Genomic DNA, 12,702 nt, shown 5'->3' with positions numbered 1-12,702 from the left:
GGGCATGAACGAGCGCATCATCGCCGCGTGTGACGGGGCATCGAAGGGCAATCCGGGACCTGCCGCCTGGGCGTGGGTCGTGGCCGATGACCTGGGGGACCCCCAGCGGTGGGAGGCGGGTCCGCTGGGTACCGCCACGAACAACGTCGCCGAGCTCACCGCGCTCCTGGAACTGCTGAAGTCGACCGATCCGGCCGTGCCCGTCGAGGTGCGCATGGACTCGCAGTACGCGATGAACGCGGTGACCAAGTGGCTGCCGGGGTGGAAGCGCAACGGGTGGAAGACATCGGCGGGCAAGCCGGTCGCCAACCGGGAGCTGGTGGTCGGCATCGACGAGCTGCTGAGCAGCCGCAGCGTGACCTTCCGCTACGTACCGGCGCACCAGGTGGACGGCGACCCGCTCAACGCGGTGGCCGACCAGGCCGCAAGCGAGGTCGCCGTCTCGCAGCAGGCGGCGGGGACCGCGTACGGCACCGCGGACATGCCGGTGCCGGCGCCTGCCCGCTCGACGAAGAGCCGGGCGGCGGGCGCGGGGGCCGTCAAGGGCGGGTCTGCGGGTGGCTCCACGGGCCGGCCGCGATCCGGCGGCACGATCCGGGCGAAATTTGCGGGCCGGTGCCACTGCGGGAAGCCGTACGCGGCCAAGGACATGATCGCCAAGAATCCGAACGGCTGGGGTCACCCGGAGTGCCGGGCGTCGCTCGCCTGAGTCATCACGGGGCGTTCAGATATCGGCCCGGACCAGTCGTGCCGTCGGCGCGGTTCCACACGCAGATGCGTACCCGGCCGGGGGTACGCAGCACGCGGCACCGGATCTGTTGGCCCGCAGTGTGCTCCACCGCGTTCGCGTCCATGTCGATCACGACCAGGGCCGCCACCCTCCACACGGACGTCGACGGCCCACCGCTGCACCTGCTCCGCGTCCCGGTCGCGGAGATCGGCGACCGCGCGATCCTGGAGGTTTCCGGGAGCAGCCGGAACGCCGGAAACCCCTGAACGCCGGGCCAGTTGTGGTTTCGAACGCCCGATGGCGGTCACGCGCACAGTGCGGAACCGAAACGGAGCGGAACCAGCAGAGACCGGCGGACCGTTCCCTGGGACAAGGAGTGAGAGACATGGACAACTGGCGCATGCACGCGGCATGCCGCGAGGAGGACCCCGATCTGTTCTTCCCCATCGGCAGCAGCGGCCCGGCGGTCGTGCAGGCCGAGGCGGCCAAGGCCGTCTGCGGGGCCTGCCCCGTGCGGGAACAGTGCCTGGGATGGGCCCTGGAGAACGGACAGGACGCGGGCGTGTGGGGAGGCATGGACGAGAACGAGCGCCGTGCCCTGAAGCGCCGCCGCGCCCGGCAGCAGGCCAGGAGCCACGGGTGAAGCCTCCGGGCTCCGGCCGCCCCGCCGGGAGACCATGAGCTATGGACATCTCGGTCTGGCTACTTCTCGGCGCGCTGGCGCTCCTGCTCGTGGCGGGTGCCGCCGCTGTCCTCCTGGTGCGCGTGATCCGGGCCAGGAGGCTCCTCATCGACGCCGGCGTCCCGCTGCGCAACAAGGCGCTCGTATGGGCGGCGGTGATCTACACCGTGTCGCCCGTCGACCTTTTGCCGGACCCCGTCTATCTCGACGACATCGGCTTCCTGCTGCTCGCTCTGCGCTCGCTGCACGCCTCGGCCCACGCGGCCGGTGCGGGGAGGGGCGGGCCGCCCGGAACGCGTCCGGGCGCCGGGCCCGCGGCCGCGACACGAACGGAATCGGACGGCAACCTTTCGGCTTCCGGGAGCAACTGAGGGGGCGTAAGCCATCCCCTGCCAGAAGGTGCCTCTCGTGGAGCCTCTGCTTCCCCACCCCCAATCCCCTCCCCGCCGCCGACGTCGTATCACCCGCACGCGCGCGCTGATCGGCGCCCTGACGGCCGGGCTGCTCGCCGCCGGCGGGCTCGTGGCGCTCGGCCCTACCTCGCAGGCCGCCACCGCGCGGCAGGCCGAGGCGCTCGACCGCGGCGTCGTGAGCGTGCACACCGACAGCGGGAACCTCGTCAGCTGGCGCTGGCTGGGTACCGATCCCGACAACGTTTCCTTCAACGTCTACCGGGCCGGCACCAAGGTCAACGCCTCGCCGGTCACCGCGTCCACGAACTACTTCCACTCCGGCGCGCCCGCCACCGCCGACTACACGGTGCGCGCGGTCGTCGACGGCGTGGAACAGGGCGACTCCGTGCACGCGATCCAGTTCCGCGCCGGATACAAGGACGTGCCCATAAGCCCGCCCGCCGGCGGGACGACACCCGACGGGGTCGCCTACACCTACGAGGCCAACGACGCGTCCGTCGGCGACCTGGACGGCGACGGCGCCCTCGACTTCGTACTGAAGTGGCAGCCCACCAATGCCAAGGACAACTCCCAGTCCGGCTACACGGGCCATACGGTCATCGACGGGATCCGCCTCGACGGCACCCGGCTCTGGCGGATCGACCTCGGGCGCAACATCCGCTCCGGCGCGCACTACACCCAGTTCCAGGTGTACGACTACGACGGTGACGGCCAGGCCGAGGTGGCGATGAAGACCGCCGACGGCAGCGTCGACGGTGCCGGAAAGGTGATCGGCAGCTCCTCCGCCGACTACCGCAACTCCTCCGGCTACATCCTGTCCGGACCCGAGTTCCTTACGATGTTCAACGGGAGGACCGGCGCGGCGATGGGCACCGTCGACTACGTCCCGGCGCGCGGCACGGTGTCGTCCTGGGGCGACTCCTACGGCAACCGGGTCGACCGCTTCCTCGCCGGCACCGCCTACCTGGACGGCGCGAGGCCGTCCCTGATCATGGCGCGTGGCTACTACACACGCAGCGTCATCGCCGCCTGGGACTGGCGGGGTGGCGCCTTCACCCGGCGCTGGACCTTCGATACGAACAGCTCGACCAACTCCGGCAAGGGATACGACGGCCAGGGGAACCACCAGCTGTCCGTCGCTGACGCCGACGGTGACGGCAAGGACGAGATCATGTACGGCGCCATGGCCGTGGACGACAACGGCAGCGGACTGTGGACGACGAAGAACGGCCACGGCGACGCCATGCACGTAGGGGACCTCAATCCCTCCCGCGCGGGTCTCGAGGAGTTCAAGGTCGACGAGGACAGCTCGAAGCCGTCCTCGTGGATGGCGGACGCCAAGACCGGCCAGATCCTCTGGTCGACGCCGGCGAGCGGGGACAACGGACGTGGTGTGTCCGGTGACATCTGGCCCGGCAGTGCCGGCGCCGAATCCTGGTCCTCCGCCGTCTCCGGTGTGCGCGGCCCGAAGGGTGACGTGGTCACCAGCCGCAAGCCCTCCAGTTCCAACTTCCTGTCCTGGTGGGACGGCGACACCACCCGTGAACTCCTCGACGGCACCCACATCGACAAGTACGGCACCTCGGCAGACACCCGCCTGCTGACCGGGGCCTCGGTCCACTCGGGCAACGGCACCAAGGCCACGCCCGCGATCTCCGGCGATCTCCTCGGCGACTGGCGCGAGGAAGCCGTCTGGCCGACCACCAACAACACGGCACTGCGGATCTACTCCACACCGCACGAGACCAGCACGAGGATCACCACCTTGCTGCACGACACCATGTACCGGACGGCTCTGGCCTGGCAGAACACCGCGTACAACCAGCCGCCGCACCCCAGCTTCGCCATCGGCAGCGGAATGGCGACCGCGCCCCGGCCGAGCATCACCACGCCGTAGTGTCCTTGCGGGCCGTGCCCCCTTCGTCCGGGTCGCGGCCCGCCGGTGCCGTGCTCCGGAGGCCGGCCTACTCGCCCGTCAGAGGGTCGCGCCCCGTGAGGCAGTAGAGGCCTCCCGCAGGGTCCCGCATCACCGTCCACCCGTCGCCGTCGCGGACGAACTCGGCGCCGTACCCTTCGTGGCGGGCCCGCCCGGCAACCAGGTCGGAACAGGCCAGGTCCAGATGCGCGGAGGCGCCCCGAGGCTCGTCCAGGCGCTGGATGAGCAGATGGACCGGCAGATCCAGGGGCGGGCGGAGCACGTGGAACTCCCGGTGGTCGCCCGGGCGCGCGTCCCAGCCGGTCAGTGCCGCCCAGAACGCGACCTCCGCGTCGAACGCCGCCGGTGACACGTCGAGGCAGATCTGGTCCAGGCGGCTCGTGGTACCGCCGGCGTCGGTCAGGACCGGAGGCCGTCGGGTCCGGCCCCGCCAGGGCACGACGCAGAACGGCTGGCCGCCGGGAGAGCGGAAGACCGTCAGTTCCGGGTGCCGGGCCTCGATTTTGGCACCCAGCCGGCGGGCCCGTGCGGTGAAGGCGGACACGTCCTCCACCGCCAGATCGGGATGAGCTCCGCCCGCCCCGCCCACCGCCCGGGTCACCAGGCAGGCGTCCGCCCCGTCCGGGATCAACGTGGTGAACTCGCCGCGTTCGCCCCACGGCGTGGAGACGCGGGTTCCGGTGACCGTGCTCCAGAAGGAGGCGGCGCGGCCGGCGGTCGGCGCGGGACGGTCGATGAAGGCGTACGCCAGCGGATCACAGTGCTCCTCTGCTGCGGGCCGGGTGCGTCTCCCGGGGCCCTCATGGTGCCAGGGCGCCGGTTCCGGGGCCCGTTCATCACTCGTTCACCGGTCGGATCCGTCCGTGGCATTCCCTCGCACGCCGGGGGGACCTACGCTCGGCGCGAAACGATCAACGCTGCCCGCGCCGTGGTGACGGTGGTGACAACGTTGTCCATTTGTGTAGGAGGTATCCGAGAACATGCCCTCCAGACCGTTCGCGGCCCGGCGTCTCGCCGCACGGGCCGCCGCGATCGTCGTCACCGGCGCGCTCGCCGGCGCCGTCACCCCGCCCGCCGCCCAGGCCGAGGCGCTCGTCACGCGTCCCACCGCCTATGTCGACCCGATGATCGGCACGGCGAACGGCGGCAACACCTACCCCGGCGCGGTCCGCCCGTACGGCATGATCGCCTGGTCGCCGACCAGCACCACGGGCGACCAGACGAGCACCGGGGCGGCCAACGGTTACGAGTACGGGGTGACCCGGATGCGCGGACTGAGCCTCACCCATGTCAACGGAGCGGGGTGCAACCCCGGTGCCGCAGGTGATGTGCCCATCATGCCGTTCGTCGGCGACGTCACCTCGTCCCCGTCCGCCGACACCAAGGACGCCGTCTACGCGTCCGGCTTCTCGCACGACAACGAGCGCGCCGTACCCGGCCGTTACACCGTCGGACTGGACTCCGGCGCGACAGCGGACCTGGCCGTCAGCGAACGGGCGGGTGTGGCCGACTTCAGCTTCCCGGCGGACAAGCCCGCCAACCTGCTCTTCCGGGTATCGAATTCCCTCAACGGCAGCGAGGATGCCGAGGTGGAGATCGACACCGCGCACCGCAAGGTGACCGGTTCGGTGCTCACCGGGGCGTTCTGCGGGCGGCGCGCCAACGGCGGTACCAACAACCGCAAGAGCTACTACCGGCTCTATTTCAGCGCCTCCTTCGACCGTGACTTCGCCACCACGGGCACCTGGCGCGATGGCACCCTCGCACCGGGAGCCACCAGCGGGAGCGGTGGCGAGGGATACGCCACCGGGGCGGACCGCGCCGGGCGGGGTTCCGGAGGCTGGGTCGGCTTCGACGCGGCGGCTGACGACGACGTCCGTATGCGGATCGGGATCTCCTACGTGAGCCAGGCCGGCGCCGAGGCCAACCTCCGTAAGGAGATCGCGCCGAGGGCGAGCGTCGACGACGTGGCCCGGTCGGGATCGGCCGCCTGGGACCGCGAGCTCGCCTCCGTGCGCACCGGTGGCGGCAGCGACGCGCAGCGTACCTCGTTCTACACCGCGTTGTACCACTCGTTGATGCAGCCGAACCTGATCAGCGACACCGACGGCCGCTACCCCGGCATGGACGGGAAGCCGCACCGCGTGGCGCGCGGCCAGAAGGCGCAGTACAGCAACTTTTCCGGCTGGGACCAGTACCGCGCCCAGATCCAGCTCCTCGCCCTCCTGAAACCGAAGATCGCGGGGGACTTCGCCCAGTCGTTGTACAACTTCGCCCGCCAGAACGGCGGCGTCTGGGACCGCTGGGTGCACGTCAACGGGGCCACGCATGTGATGACAGGCGACCCCACGGCCGCCACCCTCGCCACGTTCTACGCGATGGGCGTACGCAACTTCGATTACGAGGGCGCCTTCGAGTCCCTGGCCCGGCAGGCCACGGTGCCCCACCCGGACGGCCTCTCCGACGCCGGCTGCCCCGGCCAGTGCACCGGCCAGCGGCCCAACCTCGCGCAGTACCTGGAATCGCACTACGCGGCCCAGGACGTGTGCCACTGCTGGGGAGGCGCCGCAGAGACCCTGGAGGACGCGGTCGCCGACGCGGCGCTCGGCCGATGGGCCCGGCTGCTCGGACGTGACGAGGAGGCCGACGCCTTCGAGGAGCGCGGCACCTGGTGGCGCAACGTGTTCAACCCTGACGCCGGCGACGGCGCGGGGACCAAGGGCTACATCCAGGCGCGCAACGTCGACGGTTCCTGGGTGACCCCCTTCAGCCCCGGCAGCGACCGCGGCTTCGCCCAGGGAACCAGCGCCACCTACACCTGGATGGTCCCGCAGGACGTGCAGGGTCTGGCCGCGGCGATGGGCGGACGCGACATCGCGGCGCAGCGGCTGGACGCCTTCTTCCACAAGGCGGACGGCTCCTGGTCGGTCAAGGGCGGCGACGCGCTGCGCTACGACCCGACCAACGAGCCGGGCATCCATGCCCCGTGGCTCTACAATGCGCTGGGCCAGCCCTGGAAGACCCAGGAGACCGTGCGCGAGATCGTGAACACGGTCTACGGGACCGGCCCGCGCGGCCTGCCCGGCAACGACGACCTCGGCACGATGTCGGCCTGGTACGTCTTCTCGGCACTCGGCATCTACCCGCAGACGCCGGGCAGCGCCACCATGCTGCTCGGAGCGCCGCTCTTTCCCTCCGCGGTGCTGGACCGGCCGCAGGGCGGGAACATCCGCATCAGCGCGCCGCAGGCTGATGCGACACATCCGTACATCGATGCGGTGAGTGTCGACGGGCGGCCGAGCGACAGGTCCTGGACGGACGCCCGGCTGGTCACCCGGGGCGGGTCGCTGACCTACCGGCTCGCCGACCGGCCGAACACGTCCTGGGCCACGGGACCTGCGGGTCTTCCGCAGTAGTACCTCGGCCGGGCCTGTTCCGGAGCCCGGTGGGCGGCGCGATGCCGCCTGCCGGGTCCGCGCGCCCGTCGCGGAGGGTGGGAGGGTCACTGATTTCTATCGTTGAAAATTCTGTGTGCATGACCGTTGTCAGGTGTTCGAGGCTGTGGCTCAATGTTCGACTATGTGCAGTGCTCCGCGGTTAGGGGCACTTCGGCTTCTTCGACGAGGACGACGCCTTGATACGACAACTAGCCCGCCCCCGCACACTTTTCAGATCACTCGCCTGTACGGCGGCGTTGCTGCTCCCCGTGGGCGCCACCCTGGTCCCGGCGGCTGCCGCAGCCCCCGCAGCTGACACCGCCTCCGCCTCCGCGGCCTCCGCGGAGGTCCCCTCCACCGAGGTGCGCGGGCTCAAGGGCGAATACTTCGCCATGTCCGCCCCGGGTGCCCGCGACTTCGCGGAGCTCGGTGCCGTGGCTCTCGACCCGGAGATCAACTTCCCCGGACTGACCGGTGCGTTTGAGTCGGCCACCGGCAGGACCGAGCACACCACCGCACGCTGGACGGGGCAGATCGAGGCTCCGGAGACCGGCGACTACACCTTCGCCGCCATCGGTGACAACGGCTTCCGGCTCTTCATCGACGACAAGGCCGTCATCGACCACTGGGAGCCGGACTGGGACAGGGAGCAGACCAGCGCGCCGGTCGCCCTGAAGGCCGGTGAACCACACACGTTCCGGCTGGAGATGTTCCAGGACACCGGCGGAGCGAACATGTTCCTGCGCTGGTCGAGCGCGAAGCTCGCCAAGCAGCTCGTTCCCGAGTCCGCCTTCACCCCGCCCGCCGACTTCGAGGTCTACCCGGTCGGGCTGGGCGTCGCCGAGAACGGTCTGAAGCTCCAGGCGGCCTTCGACCACGAGATCAGCGGCATCGAGGAGGTGAAGGACCACCTCGCCATCGAGGCGGACACCACGCCGATGCCCGTCAAGTCGGTCGCCAGGGTGCCCGGCAACCGCAAGGCGCTCGTCGTCACTCTGGACGCAGCCGTCCAGAAGGGCCAGCAGGTCAAGTTCGCTTACGACGGTGAGGGCGGCCTGAAGGCCGGCGACGAGACCGTCCCGGAGATCAACCGCAGGGCGAAGAACCTCTCCACGCACCGGTTGCTCACCCCGTGGGGCGAGAAGGCCGACCGCAAGAACCCGCTGCCCGAGTACCCCCGCCCGCAGCAGGTGCGCGAGGACTGGAAGAACCTCAACGGACCGTGGGAGTTCGCCGGGGCCGAGGCGGGCGAGCAGCCCGTCTTCGGCAAGGAGCTCGACGAGCGCATCACGGTGCCGTACCCCGTCGAGTCCCAGCTCTCCGGACTCGAGCGCCACGAAGACCACATGTTCTACCGCAAGCTCGTCACGGTGCCCAAGAGCTGGTCGGTCGGCAAGCGGAACAGCGACGACCGCCTGAAGCTGAACTTCGGCGCCGTCGACTACCAGGCGCGGGTCTGGGTCAACGGCAAGCAGGTCGCCGAGCACACCGGCGGCTACACCGCCTTCAGCGCCGACATCACCGACGCACTCAACGGCAGCGGCCCCCAGGAGATCGTGGTCGCGGTCACCGACACCACCGGACCCGACCAGCCCACGGGCAAGCAGTCCGCCAACCCCAGCGGCATCTTCTACACCGCCTCCTCCGGCATCTGGCAGACTGTCTGGATGGAGCCCGTCGCTCCGGCCGCCGTCGACTCCCTGACGACCACGCCCGACATCGGCAAGGGCCGGCTCGGCCTCACGGTCAACTCCGAGGACGCCTCGAAGTCCGCCCGGATCACCGCCGTTGCCCGCGACAAGAAGGGCAAGGTCGTCGGGAAGGTCACCGGCCCGGCCAACAGCGAGTTGAGCCTCCCGGTCGCCAAGCAGCACCTGTGGACGCCGGACGACCCGTACCTGTACGACCTGGAGGTCACCCTCAAGGACGGCCGCTCCAAGGACACCGTCGACAGCTACTTCGGTATGCGTTCCTTCGGTGTCGCCGAGGTCGGCGGCTACCAGAAGCTGGTGCTCAACGGGAAGCCGTTCTTCTCCCTCGCCCAGCTGGACCAGGGCTTCTACCCGGACGGCCTGAACACCGCGCCCAGCGACGCGGCGCTGGTCTTCGACCTGAAGGCGCAGAAGGACCTCGGCTTCAACTCCGTCCGCAAGCACATCAAGGTCGAGCCCGCCCGCTGGTACTACCACGCCGACCAGCTGGGCCTCCTCGTGTGGCAGGACTTCGTCTCCGGCAACCTCACCGGCGAGAAGGGCCAGAAGGCCTTCCTCGACCAGGGGGCCGAGATGATGCAGCAGCTGCACAACTACCCCTCGATCGGCGCCTGGATCGTCTTCAACGAGGGCTGGGGCGAGTGGGACCGCACCGAGACCGGCAAGATCACCGAAAAGGTCCAGGCCGCGGACCCCTCGCGCGTCGTCAGCGCCCACAGCGGTGTCAACTGCTGCAACTCCAAGGGTGACTCCGGCAAGGGCGACATCATCGACCACCACGACTACAACAACACCGACCCGGCCTTCCCGGACGAGAAGCGTGCCGCGATGGACGGTGAGCACGGCGGCTTCACCCTGCGGATTCCCGGCCGCATGTGGCCGGGTGCGCCCACCGCGATCTACAGCGGTGTCGCGGACAAGGACGCCCTGACCGCCAAGTACGTCGACAACACCCGCACGTACTACCTGGAGGCCGCCGGTGCGGAACTCTCCGGGTCCATCTACACCCAGGTGACCGACCTGGAGAACGAGCTCAACGGTCTCTGGACGTACGACCGGCGCGAGATCAAGGTCGACCCCGCCAAGGTGCGGAAGATCAACGAGGAGGTCATCGCCGCCGGCGCGGCCGCGGGCGAGCGGGACGAGGTCAAGGGCGGTGGCGCCTGGTCCCTCGACGAGAACGAGGGCGCGAAGGCCGCGGACAGCGGCCCGAACCACAAGGACCTCACCCTCACCGAGGGCACGTCCTGGGCGCCCGGAGTGCAGGGCTCGGCGCTGAAGTTCGACGGCGAGGGCCAGTACGCGCAGACCGACGGCCCGGTCGTCGACACCACCGGCGACTACACCGTGTCCGCCTGGGCGTCGCTCGACGCCCTCCCGGGCAACTACGCGACCGTCCTCAGCCAGGACGGCCGCCGCCAGGAGAACCCGTTCTACCTCCAGTACGGGCAGGGCGGGTTCGCCTTTTCCACCCCGGGTGCCCACCGGGCCCGGCTGGAGACGAAGCCCGAGCTCGGCCAGTGGTACCACCTCGTCGGCGTACGCAGCGGTGACGAGATCAAGCTGTACGTCGACGGCACGCTGGCGTCCACCGCGGCGGCCGGGACCGCTGATGTCAGCACCGGAGCGCTGTCCGTGGGCCGTGCCAAGTGGTCGGGCGGCAACACCGACTTCTGGAACGGTTCCGTCGACCAGGTGAAGGTGTACGACAAGGCGCTCACCGACCAGGAGGTGACCGCGCTCCACGACGGCGAACAGCCGTAGGTCCCCCGGCCCGGACGACCGCTCCCGGCGGTGCGCGGCGAGAGCGCCACACCGCCGGGAGCTTCGGCCCGTCCGGGGCCCGGCTCGGACGGGGGAGACCACGACCCCGGAGCTTTCCCGGGTCCGGGCCCGGTGCGGGACCACGATCCGGCGGGCGGGCAGCGTGTCGAGCCGGCCGAGCACACGCTCGGCCAGGCACGCACCGTGCGTTCGGCGATCCGTTTCCGGCCCGGGGCCGATCGTGGTGAGTGACGGGCGGCGAACCGGACGTCCTCGACGTCGTCGAACCCCGTCAGCGCCAGCTCCTCCGGCACCCGCACGCCTTGCTCGGCGGCCAAGCGTCGCGCTCCGAAGGCGAGTTCGTCGCCGAAGCGGATGACGACGTCACGAACCGGCCCCCTCAGCAGTTCACGCGGGCCCGCGCCCCTTCCGCCCGGTGCAGATCGGTCACCTCCACCTCGGCCACCGGGCTCAGTCCCGCATGCCGTAGTCCCAGCCGGAAACTCTCGGCGCGCAGTTCGGCCGTCCCGTAACCCGGCCCGTGCAGGCCGATCCGGGTGGCGCAGCACCTGTGCGGCAGCCCCCCGGAGGCCGTGACACGCACGACCGCGTTCCGGGGCGATATTTTGAAAACGCATCGACAACTCTCTTGCCGCCTGCGGCGCCTCGCCTATATAACGTTGTAAACCGAGCCGCCGAGAGGCCGCACAAGCCCTCACGACCGCAGTTTCCGCAGCTCGCAGCGGGGTCGCGAGGGACACAGCGTCATCTGCCGCCGAGCGGCCGATGCACCGTCCCGCCATGCCCGACCGCACGCCGAAGGGTGTGCCGTCACCTCGCCAAGGAGCGTCTCGCGCATGATGACCCAGCGTCGATCCCGTACTTTCGCCGCGGCTTGCCTGCTCGCCGCCACCGCCACGCTGGCCGTTTCCGGCTGCTCCAAGTCGGAGACCACGGACAGCGCGGGCGGTGACAGCAGCCAGGGAGCACAGGCGGCCAAGTCCCCTGAGGCCGCCTCCGGCCCCGGCTGTTCCCTGCAGAGCTACGGCGCGCCCAAGATCGACCTCAAGGACGCGGTGGTCGGCTTCTCCCAGTCGGAGAAGGAGGCCAACCCGTTCCGTATCGCCGAGACCCAGTCCATCAAGGACGAGGCCGCCAAGATCGGCGTCAAGAAGCTGCTCACCACCAACGCGCAGTCGCAGCTGTCCAAGCAGATCAGCGACATCCAGGACATGCTCTCCCAGGGCGCGCAGTTCCTCATCATCGCGCCGCTGAACTCCGACGGCCTGGAGCCCGCGCTCAAGGCCGCGGCGGCGAAGAAGGTGCCCGTCCTCACCATCGACCGCAAGGTCAACGCCACGGCCTGCAAGGACTACGTGGCCTTCCTCGGCTCCGACTTCGTCGAGCAGGGCAAGCGCGCCGCAGATGCGATGATCAAGGCGACGGACGGCAAGGGCAAGGTGGCGATCCTCCTCGGCGCCTCCGGCAACAACGTGACCACCGACCGGACCAAGGGCTTCGTCGACCGGATCAAGGCCGAGGCACCCGGCATCGAGATCGTCGCCCAGCAGACCGGCGAGTTCGCCCGTGACAAGGGTCAGCAGGTGATGGAGCAGCTCATTCAGTCCAAGCCCGGCATCACCGCCGTCTATGCGGAGAACGACGAGATGGGCCTCGGCGCCGTCACCGCGCTGAAGGCGGCCGGCAAGGAACCCGGCAAGGACGTCAAGATCGTCTCGGTCGACGGCACCCGCAACGCCGTGCAGGCCCTGGCCAACGGCGAGTACAACGCCGTCATCGAGTCCAACCCGCGCTTCGGGCCACTGGCCTTCGCGACCGCCCAGAAGTTCTACGGCGGCGAGGAGATCCCCGAGAACGTCATCATCACCGACCGCGCCTACGACGAGACCAACGCCAAGGAATCGCTCGGCGGGGCGTACTGATCCGCCTCTGACACCAGCGGCCCCGGCCGCCGCGGCGCCCGCACGGGCCACGGCGGCTCCCGGGCCCCTCCATCTTGGACAGCGG

The 12,702-nt window shown here is 70.1% G+C and carries 10 protein-coding genes; 8 read left to right on the top strand and 2 right to left on the bottom strand.

The window, feature by feature from the left end; translation table 11 throughout:
* The first annotated feature begins 4 nt into the window (after window positions 1–4).
* The 5 genes from ACWD04_RS06580 (at window position 5) to ACWD04_RS06560 (ending at window position 3,722) form a co-directional block, all read left to right on the top strand.
* Complete coding sequence (locus tag ACWD04_RS06580) at window positions 5–709, top strand: ribonuclease H family protein (protein WP_451128782.1); 705 nt, start codon at window positions 5–7, stop codon at window positions 707–709.
* A gap of 143 nt (window positions 710–852) precedes the next feature.
* Window positions 853–996, top strand: coding sequence for a hypothetical protein (locus ACWD04_RS06575; RefSeq protein WP_451128780.1), 144 nt, complete (start codon window positions 853–855; stop codon window positions 994–996).
* A 119-nt stretch (window positions 997–1,115) separates the two neighbouring features.
* Complete coding sequence (locus ACWD04_RS06570; protein WP_451128778.1) at window positions 1,116–1,373, top strand: WhiB family transcriptional regulator; 258 nt, start codon at window positions 1,116–1,118, stop codon at window positions 1,371–1,373.
* A 41-nt stretch (window positions 1,374–1,414) separates the two neighbouring features.
* Window positions 1,415–1,783: a YkvA family protein gene (locus ACWD04_RS06565; RefSeq protein ID WP_451128776.1), complete on the top strand. Its 369-nt coding sequence runs from the start codon at window positions 1,415–1,417 to the stop codon at window positions 1,781–1,783.
* A gap of 37 nt (window positions 1,784–1,820) precedes the next feature.
* The gene (locus tag ACWD04_RS06560) at window positions 1,821–3,722 is read left to right on the top strand and encodes a rhamnogalacturonan lyase (RefSeq protein ID WP_451128774.1); all 1,902 of its coding nucleotides are present in this window, start codon (window positions 1,821–1,823) and stop codon (window positions 3,720–3,722) included.
* Window positions 3,723–3,789: 67 nt separating this feature from the next.
* Here ACWD04_RS06560 and ACWD04_RS06555 read toward each other — a convergent pair whose 3' ends face one another.
* A complete protein-coding gene (locus ACWD04_RS06555) occupies window positions 3,790–4,497 on the bottom strand; it encodes a VOC family protein (protein ID WP_451129230.1) in 708 nt (235 codons plus the stop codon).
* A 244-nt stretch (window positions 4,498–4,741) separates the two neighbouring features.
* Here ACWD04_RS06555 and ACWD04_RS06550 point away from each other — a divergent pair, with 244 nt between their 5' ends.
* Together ACWD04_RS06550 and ACWD04_RS06545 are read left to right on the top strand one after the other, a co-directional pair.
* Complete coding sequence (locus ACWD04_RS06550; RefSeq protein WP_451128772.1) at window positions 4,742–7,177, top strand: GH92 family glycosyl hydrolase; 2,436 nt, start codon at window positions 4,742–4,744, stop codon at window positions 7,175–7,177.
* A 221-nt stretch (window positions 7,178–7,398) separates the two neighbouring features.
* Entirely contained in the window at window positions 7,399–10,674 is a 3,276-nt protein-coding gene (locus ACWD04_RS06545; protein WP_451129228.1) for a LamG-like jellyroll fold domain-containing protein, read from the top strand.
* A 400-nt stretch (window positions 10,675–11,074) separates the two neighbouring features.
* On the opposite strand, the gene ACWD04_RS06540 is transcribed toward ACWD04_RS06545, so the two are convergent.
* The gene (locus ACWD04_RS06540; RefSeq protein ID WP_451128771.1) at window positions 11,075–11,278 is read right to left on the bottom strand and encodes a hypothetical protein; all 204 of its coding nucleotides are present in this window, start codon (window positions 11,276–11,278) and stop codon (window positions 11,075–11,077) included.
* Window positions 11,279–11,531: 253 nt separating this feature from the next.
* On the opposite strand from ACWD04_RS06540, the gene ACWD04_RS06535 reads away from it, so the two are divergent.
* A complete protein-coding gene (locus tag ACWD04_RS06535; RefSeq protein ID WP_451128769.1) occupies window positions 11,532–12,617 on the top strand; it encodes an ABC transporter substrate-binding protein in 1,086 nt (361 codons plus the stop codon).
* The last annotated feature ends 85 nt before the right edge of the window (window positions 12,618–12,702 follow it).

The organism is Streptomyces sp. NPDC002911 (assembly GCF_053591835.1).
Note: the sequence above shows the minus strand (reverse complement) of the source record. Positions and strands in the feature narration are given on the sequence as shown.

Coding starts and splice junctions, on each gene's coding strand:
- ACWD04_RS06580 (WP_451128782.1), top strand. CDS start 5: ATGAACGAGCGCATCATCGCCGCGTGTGACGGGGCATCGAAGGGCAAT.
- ACWD04_RS06575 (WP_451128780.1), top strand. CDS start 853: ATGTCGATCACGACCAGGGCCGCCACCCTCCACACGGACGTCGACGGC.
- ACWD04_RS06565 (WP_451128776.1), top strand. CDS start 1,415: ATGGACATCTCGGTCTGGCTACTTCTCGGCGCGCTGGCGCTCCTGCTC.
- ACWD04_RS06550 (WP_451128772.1), top strand. CDS start 4,742: ATGCCCTCCAGACCGTTCGCGGCCCGGCGTCTCGCCGCACGGGCCGCC.
- ACWD04_RS06570 (WP_451128778.1), top strand. CDS start 1,116: ATGGACAACTGGCGCATGCACGCGGCATGCCGCGAGGAGGACCCCGAT.
- ACWD04_RS06535 (WP_451128769.1), top strand. CDS start 11,532: ATGATGACCCAGCGTCGATCCCGTACTTTCGCCGCGGCTTGCCTGCTC.